We start from the raw sequence: 15085 nt of genomic DNA, 5'->3' as shown, positions 1-15085 counted from the left end.
TTTTTCAGTTAAATGGAGTAAATTTTGAAGTTATGCTATATTATTTTTTTAAATACCTCGATAAATTGGATTTTCCGGGAGCAGGTATTTTTCAGTACATCACTTTCCGTTCGGCTTGTGCGATTATTTTATCCTTGATATTGGCGACGGTAATTGGAAAAAAGGTCATAAAAATCTTACAGAAACAACAAATCGGGGAGGATATCCGGGATTTGGGGCTGGAGGGGCAGATGCAGAAAAAAGGAACACCTACTATGGGCGGTATAATCATTTTGTTGTCTATCTTGATACCGGTACTGTTGTTTGCTCGTTTGGATAATGTATATATCCAATTGATGATTATTTCGACTCTTTGGTTGGGGGCTATTGGTTTTGCAGATGATTACATCAAAGTATTCCGGCGGCACAAGGAGGGATTGAAAGGACGTTTTAAAGTCATTGGGCAGGTCGGTCTGGGGTTGATTGTGGGAATCACTTTGTATGCCAGTGACGATGTGGTCATCCGGGAGAAGGTTTCTGTGGGAAGTGCGGGAGTGATAACCAGTATGGTGGATGAAGGTTTTCGGGAAGAGAATACAACTCGCATACTGGCTCAGGATGTGAAGTCTACAAAAACCACTATTCCTTTTTTCAAGGATAATGAATTCGATTATGCCTGGTTTACTTCTTTTGCCGGAAAATATGCGGAAGAATTGGGGTGGGTAGTGTTTGTACTGATCACTATATTAATTGTGACGGCAGTATCCAATGGGGCAAATCTCACCGATGGACTGGACGGACTGGCGACGGGCACTTCTGCCATCGCGGGCGCTACATTGGGAATATTGGCTTATGTTTCCGGAAATATGGTGTATGCCGATTATCTGAATATCATGTATATCCCTCATTCGGGCGAGTTGGTGGTTTTCGGGGCGGCATTTATCGGAGCCACGATCGGTTTCTTGTGGTATAATTCTTTCCCGGCTCAGGTGTTTATGGGAGATACAGGGAGTTTGTCGCTGGGGGGAATTATTGCTGTTTTTGCTATTGTGTTGCACAAAGAATTACTGATTCCTATTTTATGTGGTATTTTCCTCATGGAAAATTTATCTGTCGTGATGCAGGTCAGTTATTTTAAATATACAAAGAAAAGATTCGGAGAAGGGCGTCGGGTTTTCCTGATGGCGCCTTTGCATCATCATTTTCAGAAGAAGGGAATTCCTGAGCCCAAAATTGTAACCCGTTTTTGGATTGTCGGAATTATTTTGGCAGTATTGACGATTGTTACCTTAAAGATGAGGTAAAAGCAGTAAAGGGCAGGGAATTTATGAAATCAAAACGCATTATATAAATTATTAAGTCATGAAACTGGTCATTTTAGGAGGGGGAGAAAGCGGAACCGGAGCTGCTCTGCTAGGTAAAAAACTTGGATATGAAGTTTTTCTTTCCGATAAGAAGAATATAGATGAAGTTCACAAAGCGATTTTAGTGAAAGAGGCTATTCCGTTTGAGGAAGGTGTTCATACGGAAGAGCGGATTCTTGTAGCCGATTTGGTGGTGAAAAGTCCGGGAATACCTGATACGGTACCGATGATTAAGGCATTGCAGGCGAAAGGGATAGAGGTTATTTCCGAAATAGAGTTAGCCGGTCGGCATTCGGATGCGATTATGATTTGCATTACCGGTAGTAATGGAAAGACGACCACTACTTTGCTCATCCACCATATTTTAGTACAGGCGGGAATGGATGCAGGTTTGGCTGGGAATGTGGGACATAGTCTGGCAGCTCAGGTAGCGGAAAATGCGCATCCGTTGTATGTCGTCGAGTTGTCTAGTTTCCAGTTGGACGGTATGTTTCGTTTCCAGGCGGATATTGCTGTCCTGACGAATGTTACACCCGATCATTTGGATCGTTATGATTATAAATTTGAAAACTATGTGAATTCGAAGTTCCGTATTTTAAATAATATGGGAAAAGAGGGATTATTTATTTATGGGTACGATTGTGAGGTGGTCCGTCAGCGGGTGATTGGCCAGAAGCTTCTTCCGCAGGCTGTTCCTTTTACCTATGGCGGGGAACCGGATTTACAGCAAGCCGGGGGAACTGCTTGTGCTTATATGGAAGGGGATACGATTGTTGTGAGACTGGATGAAAAGGTTTTCCGAATGGATAAAAACGACGTCAGCATCAAAGGGCGGCACAATGTATATAACGCCATGGCTGCCATTCTGGCTTGTATGCGTGCAGGAGTAGATCCGGGGGCGATAGCGGCGGGGTTAAAAAGTTTTCCGCAAGTGGAACACCGCTTGGAAACGGTTGCCGTTGTGGCAGGTGTTACTTACATCAACGATTCCAAGGCGACTAATGTAGATTCGGCTTGGTATGCATTGGACAGTATGACGCATCCCGTCGTTTGGATAGCAGGAGGGACGGATAAGGGAAACGATTATACCGTACTTTATGAACTGGTAAAACAGAAGGTAAAGGCTTTGGTATGTATGGGAGTCGATAACCGGAAACTGATAGAAAATTTCTCCGGGATTTGTCCGGTAGCGGATACCCACAGTCTGGAGGAAGCCTTGGCTGCGGTTCAGAAATATGCATGTGAGGGGGATACGGTATTGTTATCGCCTTGTTGTGCCAGTTTTGACTTATTCAAGAATTACGAACAGAGGGGAGAGCTTTTTAAAGAAAAAGTAAGACAACTGAAATAAATAACGAGAGGGCGGATACTGTTTGATGGATTAATAACTCGCTGCTATGTTCAAAGGAAGACTAAAATTGGATTTTAAAGGGGATAAAGTACTTTGGTACATTATTATTATCCTGATGCTTGCTTCTATTATGGTCGTGTATTCTTCTACGGGACAGTTAGCTTATCGGGAGAAAGGCGGAAATACCAGTTTTTATCTAATCAAGCAGCTGATTCTGATGTTGGGTTGTATCGGGGTAATTATCGGTTTACAATCTGTTCATTATAAATATTTCCTTACCTTTTCAAAAGTGGTGTTGGGAATGTCTTTTATTTTTTTATTGTGGGCAAAGTTTGCCGGTACGAACTTAAACGATGCGGATCGCTGGATCCCTTTACCTTTGGGTTTGTCTTTTCAACCTTCGGAACTGGCTAAATTAGGTATTATTATGTATACAGCCCGGATCATCGCTTTTTATCAGACCGATAAAGGATGTAGTGACGAAGCTTTGAAAAACGTATTACTGTTTACCGGACCTTTGATATTCCTCATCTTCCTGGATAATTTTTCGACTTCATTTTTATTGGGACTGATCTGTATGACGATGCTTTTTGTCGGCCGTTTGCGGTTAAAATTGATTTTGATATCCTTCGCTTCTCTAATAGCTTTAGTAGGGGTTATTTTAGTTTTGGCTTTTACTGTTCCTCAATTTGAAAAAATAGGACGTGTGGCGACGATTAAAGGACGTGTGACGAATTTCTTTTCAGGGGCTAAAAAGGAGCGGGAAGGTTCTTCCTATCAGTCTGATCAGGCTAAGATTGCTGTGGCAAAAGGAGGTTTGATGGGTGTGGGGCCTGGAAATAGTGAGCAGCGGAATTTTTTACCCCACCCGTATTCGGATTTTATCTTTGCCATTATCATTGAAGAATATGGTTTATTGGGAGGAGGATTGACTTTATTATTGTATTTGATTATTTTGTACCGGATTGGAGTGATTGTAAAACGATGTACGCGTACATTCCCGGCTTTATTGGTGACGGGCTTGGGATTGAGCATCGTTTTTCAGGCTTTTGTGAATATGGGGGTATGTGTGGGCCTGTTTCCGGTGACAGGGCAGCCTTTGCCTCTGGTCAGTATGGGGGGAACTTCTTTATTGTTTACGAGTGCTGCCTTCGGAATGATCCTCAGTGTAAGTCATACTTTCCAGGAAGACGGTGAAGTCGTAGAAGAAGAGTCGGAAGTGGAGGAAGTCGAAGACTCAGCGGCCGAAGAAGCGATCGAACATTTAAACAGATAAGTTATGATAAGAATTATTGTCAGCGGAGGGGGGACAGGAGGACATATATTTCCGGCCTTATCGATTGCAAATGCATTGAAGCGTTTGGATGGAGAGATAGAGATTTTATTTGTGGGAGCGGAGGGTAAAATGGAAATGGAAAAAGTGCCGGAAGCCGGTTTCCCGATAGAAGGATTACCGGTAAGGGGCTTGCAGAGGCGGTTGACCTGGCAAAATGTGAAAGTGCTGGTCAACTTATGTAGGAGCTTGCGGAAAGCCCGGAAAATTATAAAGCGGTTTCGACCGGATGTTGTGGTAGGAGTGGGAGGCTATGCCAGCGGGCCCATCGGACGGGTTGCTTCCCGAATGGGTGTCCCTTTGGTGTTGCAGGAACAGAACTCCTATGCGGGAGTAACCAATAAATTGTTGGCAAAAAAAGCCAAAAAAATATGCGTTGCTTATGAGGGAATGGAGCGTTTTTTCGATAGAGAAAAAATTGTATTTACCGGAAATCCGGTGCGGAAAGATTTGTTACAAGCCGGAGAATCGCGACAGGAAGGATTTGCTTATTATAAATTGGATCCAAAGAAAAAAACAGTCTTGGTTACGGGAGGAAGTTTGGGAGCCGGTATGATCAATAAGGCTATCCGGGAAAATTTATCTGTCATCGGAAATTGGAAAAATGTACAGGTTCTGTGGCAATGTGGCGGATATTATTATGAGCAATTGGAACGGGAACTAAGGGATAAATTACCGGCTAATGTAGTGCTTACGGCTTTTTTAAAACGAATGGATCTGGCTTATGCCTGTGCCGATATTGTGGTAGCCCGGGCCGGGGCCGGTACGATTTCCGAATTGTGTTTACTGAAAAAAACGGCTGTCTTGATACCTTCTCCGAATGTAGCAGAAGATCATCAGACGAAAAATGCAATGGCTTTGGTAAACAAAAAAGCGGCCATTGCGATTAAAGATGCTGAGGTTGCGGATCGGTTAATGCCCGTGTTGTCAGAATTGTTGGAAAGCGAACAAAAACGAAAAGATTTGTCGGTAAACATTGCTCAGTTGGCAATAGAGGATTCAGATATAAAAATTGCCGAAGAAATATTGAAGTTGGTGGGAGAAAAGAGAAAAAAAGTTTAAAGGATAAGACGTTCGTAAAGCCGGAAGAGGAGGGGGAGATTCGAATCGTTTAAAAATAAAAAAGAAATGACGCATTTATTGGAAGACATAAAGAATGTATATTTTGTAGGGATCGGAGGAATTGGAATGAGCGCTTTAGCTCGTTATTTCAAGGCTATTGGTTGTCATGTTGCCGGTTACGACCGTACTCCTTCGGCTTTGACAGAAAAGATGAAACAAGGAGAAAGAATAGAGGTAAATTACCGGGATGAAGAAGCAGAAATCGGACTCAGATACCGGGATAAGGCAAACACTTTAGTGGTTTATACTCCGGCTATTCCGCAAGACAGTAAGCAATTGAACTATTTTCGGAGTAATGGATTTTCTTTGCATAAGCGTTCTGAAGTACTGGGGTTATTGTCCCGGACAGGTAAGGCTTTGTGCGTAGCCGGCACGCATGGGAAGACCACCACAACCACTTTGCTGGCTTTCCTGTTAAAAAATTCCCGGATAGGGTGTAATGCTTTTTTGGGTGGTATTTCTATGAATTTCGGAACCAATTTGTTGATTGACAGATATTCTGAATATATTGTTGTGGAAGCGGATGAATTTGATCGTTCTTTTTTACATCTTTCTCCTTATATTGCTGCCATTACGGCTATGGATGAAGATCATTTGGATATTTACGGGAATAAGGCGAATCTGATAGAGGCTTTCGAAGAATTTGCGGAGAGAACAAGGGAAGAAGGGAAGATTCTCTTAAAAGCGGGATTAAAATTGGAACGTTCGGAAGTAGACGGATATTATGCTATAGAGGGGGTGACGGATAATTATTCTGATCATTTACGGGTACAGGGAAGTCATTATATATTCGATTACCACGGACAGAAAGCGGAAATAAAAGACCTTGTATTAGGGATTCCGGGACGTATGAATGTCGAAAATGCCACTTTGGCTATCACTATGGCTTTGGAAGCAGGAGTTCGACCCGATGAAATCCGGAAAGCTTTACCGGAATTTAGGGGAGTATTGAGGCGTTTCAATATACATACTTCCGGGGCGGTCCTCTATATAGACGATTATGCGCATCATCCCCGGGAGATAGAAGCGGCACTGAAAGCTGTACGGGAAATGTGGCCAGAGAAAAAGCTGACAGTTGCTTTTCAGCCTCATTTATATACCCGAACCCGTGATTTTCAGTCGGAATTTGCGCATAGCTTAAATATAGCAGATCAAGTGATCTTGTTGGATATTTATCCGGCCAGGGAAATTCCGATACCGGGAGTGAGTTCCGAAATTATTTTAAATAAACTTAACGTACCGGCTTGTATTATCCCTAAGGAAGAATTTCCTAAATTTGTAGATCAGAATGTGAAAGACGGCATATTTATGACGGTGGGGGCTGGAGATATAGATCGTTTTGTGCCGGTATTTACCCAGATGTTTGGAGGAAGATAGAATAAGCAAAATAAAAGGTTGATTTTTTTATATTGTTATGCGTAAGATCCGGCCTTACATATTAGTAGTCACTTTATTTGTATACCTGATAATTGTCCTTACCTTTGTATCGGCAAGATTAGGAGAGGTACCCTGTAAAGGATTACAGGTTGCAGTAAAGGATACTGCGACCAATTCGTTTATTGACGATATGGAAGTGTTGAAGATTGTAAAGCGGGGGTATGGGGATATCGTGAATACGCCGGTAATGCACATTGATAAAGACAGTGTGGAGCGATTGCTGGCGCGGAATTCGGTTATCAAGTCGGCTCAGGTTTACTACAGTTTGGACGGTTATTTTCATGTGGAAATCACGCAACGTAAGCCTGTACTTAGGATTTTGTCGGGTGGGGGATATTACGTTGATGAGGACGGGAAAATTATGCCGTTGTCTCGTAAATATACTTCCCGGGTAGTTGTTGCTACCGGGGATATATCTCAAAAATTTGCTTGTGATAAATTGTATCCTTTTGTGAGGTCTCTGAAGAAGGATGAGTTCTGGGATGCCCTGATTGAGCAGATTGTCGTCCGGAATGAGGAATTGATTTTGATACCGAAAGTAGGAAACTTTAAAATTATTTTCGGCAAACTGGAGGGACAGGAAGAAAAGATGGAAAAATTGCGTCTTTTTCTAAAGGAAGGTATTTCCCGGAAAGGATGGAATAAATACAAGGAAGTCAATTTAAAATTCCACAAACAGATTGTTTGTGTAAAAAAGTAAATAATCGGATAAATAAGGCGGTTTATGTGAAAGAAAGGGAGAGGGAAAGAGAAAATAGATCGGTGAATTTAAAAAGTTTTCAATTATGGGTTTGATAGCATCTTTGGATATTGGTTCCGAAAAAATGGTTATGGCAGTGGCCAGTCAGGAAAACGGGGATTACCATTTGGCGGGTATCAAAATGATTGCATTGCAGGGGGTGACGGATGGGGTGATTACCGATAAGGCAAAGGTAAAATCTTATATAAAATACCTGATTCAGGAATTGGCGAAAGACAAGGCCATTGATCGGCTCAAGATGTCTTTATCGGGAGCTGCTTTGCGGGTGAGCGAGCATAAGGTTAATGTGTTGTTACAGCGGAAAAATGTAAAAGAAGGGGATTTGGCACGGGCCGAGAATAAATGTATAGAAGCTGCGGTTTCCAGAGAGGATGAATTGGTAGATATTTTACCGGTTTCTTATCAGATTGACCGGGGAATGGTGGTTGCTCATCCCGTTGGGGTGGCAGGCAGAAGTCTGGATGTGCATTACCGGGTATATTTGGCAGATGCTGCCTATTTAATGGAAATAAGAGCTTTATTGGCAGATTGCGGTATTGAAGACGTGGAATTTTTCCCACCGGTACGAGCTTATATGGAGGCTTTAGACGTATGTTCTACGGATAAGCCTTTTGCTTTAATTGATATGGGAGCCAGACATACGGCTGTCATGCTTTGGGGAGAAGGTATGCTGAAACAGGAAGTTGTTTTGCCCTTGGGGACACATGCTGTCGATACGGATATTATGAAAGGGTTTCGTATCGAAGGCATACAGGTTGCAAAACAGATGAAACATCAGTATGGTATCGCCTTGAGGTCCATGTGCAAGACGGAGAAGATTGCTATTCCGGAGGTTAAAAAACAGATTGAAAAACGGGATTTGGCGAAGGTTATTCAGTGCCGTATGGAAGAATTGTTGGAAGGAGCGATCTTTCAGTTACAGCAATGGCGTTTTAATGACGCGGAGAAAGAAATTTTATTGACAGGAGGAGGAAGTCGAGTGATTGGAACGGATACTTTGTTAGCCAAATTGAGCGGACACAAAGTAAGAATGGCTAAGGTGAAGGGAGTTATTTCGGGGAATGAAGAGATATTAAGTGCTCCGGCCTGTCTGATCGTTTTGGGATTATTATTGTGTGAACATATAGAATTAGAGGAAGAGAAGGGAGGAATCGGTAACTGGTTTTCTAGTATTTTTAAGTAAGGCCTGTTGGAGACGTTCTGTTTAAAATACTGGGAGGAGAAGAAATAATGAGTACAAAAAAATCTAATGCGGTAATGTATGGAAAATGATGGATTATTATCGTTGAAATTGCCGGTACAGCAGGAGTCGATTATTAAGGTGATCGGTGTGGGAGGAGGTGGAAGCAATGCCGTAAATCATATGTGCAGGCAAGGTATTCACGGCGTAGAATTTGTGGTATGCAATACGGATATTCAGGCTTTGCGCCTTAGTCCTGTGAAGAATAAAATTCAATTGGGAAAAGAATTGACAGAAGGAAGAGGGGCTGGATGCTTGCCGGAAAAGGGAAGACAGTCTGCTGTAGAAAGCATGGACTTTATAAAAAATTTACTTTCTCATAAGACGAAAATGGTTTTTATAACCGCAGGTATGGGCGGGGGTACGGGTACCGGTGCTGCTCCTGAGATTGCCAAACAAGCCAAGGAATTGAAAATTTTGACCATTGGAATTGTGACATTGCCTTTTTCTTTTGAAGGGAGGAGGAAAATGGAACAGGCCATGGACGGAATAGATGAATTGGAGCAATATGTAGATGCCTTGCTGATCATAAAGAATGATAAGCTGAAAGATATATACGGGGATTTAAAACTTTCCGAAGCTTTTGCTATGGCGGATAATGTGCTGACCATTGCAGCCAAGAGTATTGCAGAGATTATTACAGTGAAGGGCTATGTGAATGTCGATTTTGCCGATGTAGACGGAGTGATGCGTAATAGTGGGGTTGCCTTGATGGGGGCTGCTGAAGCGGAGGGGGAAAACCGGGCTATGCAGGCTTTGGAGGAGGCATTGATTTCTCCTTTACTGAATAGTCACGATATACGGGGGGCTTCGAATATCTTACTCAATATTTTATATGGAGAACAGGAAGTGACGATGGATGAGATAACGTTGATTACGGAAAATTTGCAGGAGCGTGTGGGAGGAAATGTGAACGTGATCTGGGGAGCTGGCAAAGACGATACTTTGGGGAATAAATTACGGGTAGCTGTCATAGCCGTTGGGTTTAACCGCAACAGCAGTGTGGGTACACCTCATATGTCCGGCAGTGCGGCTCCGGGAGAGAGGGTTTCGGAAGCCGTATTCAAGGTGGAAGAAATGCCGGAAGAATTGGAGATGATTACTGTCAATTCGGCAGAATTGGAAGAGCAGGCCCGGAAAAAACGTTTGAAACAAGAGGAACAAAAGGCGAAGAGGCAAAAAGAAGTAAAACGGACGGAAGAGAGAAAGACGATAAAACAACAGGGTGTGAATGATTTACCGGATTCGGATAGTTGGTTTAAACGGAAATTAGGGAACATCATTACTGAGGATTCAAATCGGGATGCCGAAATGAAGTAGATAAAAGGAGCAGGAGGGTAATGCCTGACGATAAAAATGATTGAGCATAACAAATAGTATATTTATCATGATAGACGGATTGGTAAATTTTAATCTGGACGAGGTTTCTCCTACGATAATTAAGGTGATTGGTGTTGGGGGCGGAGGAGGGAATGCCGTAGAGTATATGTATTCCAAAGGAATATGTGATGTGGATTTTGTCGTTTGTAATACGGATGCCCAGACCTTGGAAAATAGTCCGGTACCTTTAAAAATACAACTTGGTAAAAAGCTGACAGAGGGGCATGGGGCCGGTAATGATCCGTTTCAAGGGGCGAGATCGGCAGAAGAGAGTCTGGAAGAGATAAAAGAGATGTTGCGTAGGAATACGAAGATGGCTTTTATCACGGCTGCTATGGGGGGAGGAACGGGAACCGGTGCGGCTCCGGTCATAGCTAGATTGACCAAAGAAATGGACATATTGACCGTAGGAATTGTTTCTATTCCGGCTCGTTTTGAAGGTCCCAAGCGATTGAATCAAGCCCGGGAGGGATTGCGTTTGCTGAAGGATAATGTAGATTGCCTGATTGTCATCGACAATGAAAAAATAAAGAAAATTTATGGTTCCCAAACGATTTCTGCGGCTTTTGCTAAAGCGAATGATGTATTGAATATTGCGGCAAAGGGGATAGCGGAAATCATTACTTTACCGGGCTATATCAATGTAGACTTTGCCGATGTAAAAACGGTTATGACGAATAGTGGGGTAGCCATTATGGGAGCAGCTCAGGCTTCGGGAGAAGACCGGGCCAAAAGAGCTATTACGGAGGCCTTGGACAGTCCTTTGCTGAATAATAATGATATACGGGGGGCTAAGGATATTTTGCTGAATATTACTTCCGGTACGAATGAAGTGACGATGAATGAAATGACAGAAATTACCTCCATTATTATTCATCGGGTAGGAGATACGGCGGCTGTGATTTGGGGAGTAGGTACGGATGAGAGTTTGGGGGATGCTATATCGGTGACCGTAATTGCTACGGGTTTTCCGAAGGATGATATAGAAATTGAAGAAAACGGTAACCGGCCATCGAGGGATGGGTTGATATTAGAAGAGGGGGAAGTTGTTTTAAAACCCGGCTTGACTCCGGAGGAAATTGAAGAATTGTCGGAGGTTCCTGCTTTTGAGCGGAGAAGAAATGTGAGGGTAATCTAGTAGAGGAAGGAAATTGTGGAGGTTTGTTGTTCGAAAAAAAGAAATAATATAAAGACGGTGTGTGTGGAAACATGCTGTGAAGCATTTGTAATTTAATAAAATTGAATGGAAAAATTTAGAGAATTAGGTTTAGAAGGAGAAATTCTGAAAGGCGTAGCTGATCTTGGTTTTGAGACACCAAGTCCGGTACAGGAAAAAGTAATCCCTGTGATATTAGGGGAAGAGAACGATTTAGTTGCATTGGCTCAGACCGGTACCGGTAAAACGGCAGCTTTTGGTTTGCCTTTGTTGCAAAAGTTGAATGTTGCGGAAAATGAGGTTCAGGTGTTGATCTTGAGTCCTACGCGAGAATTATGTGTGCAGATTGGAAACGACCTGAAGAATTATTCGAAATATCGTCCGGACATCCGGATTACCTGCGTTTACGGGGGGACGGATATTCGAAGACAGATCCGGGAATTGGAAAGAGGAGTACATGTATTGGTTGCCACACCCGGACGTTTATGTGATTTGATTAAGAGAGAGGCTGTAAATATAGAAGCTGTCAAGGCAGTAGTATTGGATGAGGCGGATGAAATGCTGAATATGGGATTTAAAGAAGATTTGAATTTTATTTTGGACGCCACTCCGCGGGAAAGAAACACTTATTTATTTTCGGCCACTATGCCGCGGGAAGTCGAAAGAATAGCCCGGAATTATCTGCATTCTCCCCAAGAAATAGCTGTAGGAAAGAAAAATCAAGGGGCAGATACGGTAAGACATCAATATTATCAGGTAAAAGCAAAAGATTTTTACGAGACCTTACACCGTGTCATCGATTGTGCTCCGGATATGTATGCTATTATTTTTACCCGTACAAAAATAGATGCCCGTGACATTGCTCATAAATTGCAAAAAGATGGGATTGATTGCGATGCTTTACATGGCGATCTGAGTCAGGCACAGCGGGATGAAGTGATGGCGAGGTTCCGGTCGAAACGATTGAAAGTGTTGGTAGCTACTGATGTGGCAGCGAGGGGGTTGGACGTCGATAATCTGACACATGTGATCAACTACAATTTACCGGAAGATGTCGAAAGCTATACCCATCGCAGTGGCCGTACCGGAAGAGCGGGGAAAGAAGGAATATCGGTAGCCATTATTAATTCGAAAGAGAAGAGCAAACTGAGGCGTATAGAAGGGATTTTGAAAAAGCAATTCGAATACAAGGAAGTTCCGGGAGGAGAAGAAGTATGCAGGGCCCAGTTGCTATACTATGCGGACAAAATTCTGGCAGCTGAACAGAAAGAAACCCTGACCCCTTATCAACAAGAGTTGTTTGACAAATTTGAAGAACTGTCGAAAGAAGAACTGATACAGAAAATAGTATCCTATGAGTTTGGACGGTTGTTGAAAAAATATGCCGGCGTAGAGGACCTGAATTTGTCTGAGGCGGAAATCAAAGGATTCCCTTCCGACAAAAAGAAAGGCGGAAGGGAACGGGAGTCTGAAGGGCAATTTACCGTTTTCAGTGTAAACGTGGGGCGTCAGGATGATTTCAGTCCCCGGGATTTAATGACTATCATCAATAAGTATGCGCCTCAGAAAGGATTGGAAATCGGAGGCATACGTATCTTTGATAATGTTACGAAATTTGAAGTGGATGTAACCGGAATTGAAGGGTTCGGTAACTATTTCCGCAATGTAAATTTCAACGGCCTGCCTTTTATGGTAAGAGAAACCGGAGAACGTCCGGGCAGTTTGCGGAAAGGAGGGGAAAGAAGCGGAAAACGTAATTCTACGGCCAATAATAAATGGAAAGGAGAACGCCGTCGGAGTGAGGGGAGTAGCCGGGGACGGTTCGGAGAAAAGAAAAAAGGAGTAGATAACGGTCGTCGTTCCGGAAAAAAGCATTAAATTAACCTTATTATAGTTCAGATATTCCAAACCGAATACGATGGAAATTAAAAAGGCTGAGTTTATTGTTAGTAATGCAGATGTGTCCAAATGTCCGCCTTCGGACCGGCATGAGTATGCTTTTATCGGAAGATCCAATGTCGGGAAATCTTCTTTGATCAATATGCTTACAAATCGCAAAGAACTGGCGAAAACGGCAGTGAAACCCGGGAAGACGCAGCTCATTAATCACTTTTTAATCAATAACGAATGGTATATGGTGGATTTGCCGGGGTACGGATATGCCCGTACTTCTAAAAGTACCCGGGGAAAATTTGAAAAGATTATTTGTGATTATATCCTGAAAAGAGACAATCTGATTTGTTTGTTTGTTTTAATAGACAGCCGGCATAAACCTTTACAAATCGATTTGGAGTTTATGGAATGGCTGGGAGAAAACGGAGTGCCTTTTGTCATGGTTTTTACCAAGGCGGATAAGCTTACGGCTTCCGAGCGGCAAAGGTGTATAGAAGATTATCACAACATGATGCTGGATACTTGGGAAACGACTCCTATGGCTTTTATGACCTCTTCCGAAAAACGGTTAGGGAGGGAAGAAGTTCTGGATTATATCGATGAATTAAACCGGACTGTAAGTATAGAATAAGCCTGTTGCCGAAGGAAAAGTGTTCTGTTTGTAATTTTAGTACGGTTGGTCTATGGAATTTATTTCTTTATATGAATTAAATAAACAAGTAAAGCAAGCTTTAAAAGAGCGGTTTGAGGGGACGATTTGGATCACTGCTGAAATCGCTTCTGTACAGGAAAACCGATCCGGACATTGTTATTTGGAATTGGTCGATAAACCGGCGGAGGAAGAAAAAGTAACCGCTATAGCGAAAGGTACGATATGGGCCTTTACTTACCGTATGCTGAAACCTTATTTTGAGACTACCACTGGACGAAGGCTGGAAAAGGGAATGAAAGTGTTGCTGAGTGTAGAGGTTGTTTTTCATGAAGTGTATGGATTTTCTCTGAATATCAAAGATATAGATCCTACTTTTACCTTGGGGGATTTGGAACGAAAAAAGAGAGAGATCTTGGAGCAATTAGAAAGAGACGGGATTATCGATATGAACCGGAATTTGGAATTGCCTCCTTTACCTAAGACAATTGCAGTAATTTCTTCTCCCACAGCAGCAGGATTAGGGGATTTCCGGAATCAATTGGAACATAATTCGTATGGGTATCGTTTTCACATCAAGTTGTTTCCGGCAGTTATGCAGGGAGAACAGACCGTCGAGTCTGTCATTGCAGCTTTAGACCGGATTTACGCTTATGAAAATTTATTCGATGTGGTGGTCCTCATCCGGGGAGGAGGAGCACAGTCCGATTTAGGGTGTTTTGATTCTTACGAGTTAGCGGCGAATATTGCCCAGTTCCCACTTCCGGTAATTGCCGGTATCGGACACGAGAGAGATGATACGGTGGTCGATCGGGTGGCTTATCTGAAGGTGAAGACGCCTACAGCGGCGGCGGCCTTTTTGATAGAGACTTTCCAGCATGCAGAGGCTCTTTTGGAGGAGTTGAGAACGGATTTTTTGACGGGCGTGGAAGAATTGCTGAAGGAAGAAAATAAACGGTTATTGTTGCAGATAAAAGATTTTAAACGTTTGACTCAAACTTTACTGCAAAACCGAGGTACTTCTCTTCAATTACTTTCCCGGAGATTGGAGCATCATTCTAAAGTGTTTATTTATAACCGTTTGTCCGGATTTGACCGGATCCGGGACCGCCTGTCCCATCGGTTGGATTTTATATTCGACCGAGAGAAACACAAGAGCGTACAATATCTTGCGGAAGTAAGGCGTAAATGTGAAAATCGCTTGGCTGGCGATTCGCATTTTCTGGAATTGGCAGAGACAAAAGTAAAATATGTGGATCCGAAAAATGTTTTAGAAAGAGGATATTCCATTACCCGTTTGAAGGGAAAAGCTGTAAAGAGTGTGGCAGAAGTATCTGCAAATGATATATTAGAAACGATATTGAAAGACGGAAAATTGGAGAGCGAAGTTCGGTCTGATCCGTCCCCAAAAGAGTAATACG

Annotated in this window: 12 protein-coding genes; all 12 read left to right on the top strand. The window is 42.7% G+C overall.

Annotation, left to right across the window (positions count from 1 at the left end; all coding sequences use genetic code 11):
• The first annotated feature begins 32 nt into the window (after positions 1–32).
• The 12 genes from mraY (at position 33) to xseA (ending at position 15081) form a co-directional block, all read left to right on the top strand.
• Entirely contained in the window at positions 33–1283 is a 1251-nt protein-coding gene (gene mraY, locus HMPREF9449_RS08700) for a phospho-N-acetylmuramoyl-pentapeptide-transferase (RefSeq protein WP_009136886.1), read from the top strand.
• Between the two features lie 58 nt (positions 1284–1341).
• The gene (gene murD, locus HMPREF9449_RS08695; RefSeq protein WP_009136885.1) at positions 1342–2694 is read left to right on the top strand and encodes a UDP-N-acetylmuramoyl-L-alanine--D-glutamate ligase; all 1353 of its coding nucleotides are present in this window, start codon (positions 1342–1344) and stop codon (positions 2692–2694) included.
• A 46-nt stretch (positions 2695–2740) separates the two neighbouring features.
• Positions 2741–3970, top strand: coding sequence for an FtsW/RodA/SpoVE family cell cycle protein (locus tag HMPREF9449_RS08690; RefSeq protein WP_009136884.1), 1230 nt, complete (start codon positions 2741–2743; stop codon positions 3968–3970).
• A gap of 3 nt (positions 3971–3973) precedes the next feature.
• A complete protein-coding gene (gene murG, locus HMPREF9449_RS08685) occupies positions 3974–5089 on the top strand; it encodes an undecaprenyldiphospho-muramoylpentapeptide beta-N-acetylglucosaminyltransferase (RefSeq protein WP_009136883.1) in 1116 nt (371 codons plus the stop codon).
• Between the two features lie 66 nt (positions 5090–5155).
• Positions 5156–6526 (top strand): UDP-N-acetylmuramate--L-alanine ligase, encoded by a 1371-nt coding sequence (gene murC / locus HMPREF9449_RS08680; protein ID WP_009136882.1) that lies wholly within the window; start codon positions 5156–5158, stop codon positions 6524–6526.
• A 37-nt stretch (positions 6527–6563) separates the two neighbouring features.
• Complete coding sequence (locus tag HMPREF9449_RS08675; protein WP_009136881.1) at positions 6564–7286, top strand: cell division protein FtsQ/DivIB; 723 nt, start codon at positions 6564–6566, stop codon at positions 7284–7286.
• An 85-nt stretch (positions 7287–7371) separates the two neighbouring features.
• Positions 7372–8529 carry a cell division FtsA domain-containing protein gene (locus HMPREF9449_RS08670; RefSeq protein WP_009136880.1) on the top strand — a complete coding sequence of 386 codons (1158 nt, stop codon included), beginning with the start codon at positions 7372–7374 and terminating at the stop codon, positions 8527–8529.
• A 78-nt stretch (positions 8530–8607) separates the two neighbouring features.
• A complete protein-coding gene (ftsZ, locus tag HMPREF9449_RS08665) occupies positions 8608–9906 on the top strand; it encodes a cell division protein FtsZ (protein ID WP_009136879.1) in 1299 nt (432 codons plus the stop codon).
• Positions 9907–9973: 67 nt separating this feature from the next.
• The gene (ftsZ, locus tag HMPREF9449_RS08660; RefSeq protein WP_009136878.1) at positions 9974–11104 is read left to right on the top strand and encodes a cell division protein FtsZ; all 1131 of its coding nucleotides are present in this window, start codon (positions 9974–9976) and stop codon (positions 11102–11104) included.
• 105 nt (positions 11105–11209) lie between these two features.
• A complete protein-coding gene (locus HMPREF9449_RS08655) occupies positions 11210–13000 on the top strand; it encodes a DEAD/DEAH box helicase (protein WP_009136877.1) in 1791 nt (596 codons plus the stop codon).
• Positions 13001–13040: 40 nt separating this feature from the next.
• Complete coding sequence (yihA, locus tag HMPREF9449_RS08650; protein WP_009136876.1) at positions 13041–13646, top strand: ribosome biogenesis GTP-binding protein YihA/YsxC; 606 nt, start codon at positions 13041–13043, stop codon at positions 13644–13646.
• A 52-nt stretch (positions 13647–13698) separates the two neighbouring features.
• A complete protein-coding gene (gene xseA / locus HMPREF9449_RS08645; protein ID WP_009136875.1) occupies positions 13699–15081 on the top strand; it encodes an exodeoxyribonuclease VII large subunit in 1383 nt (460 codons plus the stop codon).
• Positions 15082–15085 lie beyond the last annotated feature (4 nt).

This window comes from Odoribacter laneus YIT 12061 (genome assembly GCF_000243215.1).
GTDB lineage: Bacteria > Bacteroidota > Bacteroidia > Bacteroidales > Marinifilaceae > Culturomica > Culturomica lanea.
Note: the sequence above shows the minus strand (reverse complement) of the source record. Positions and strands in the feature narration are given on the sequence as shown.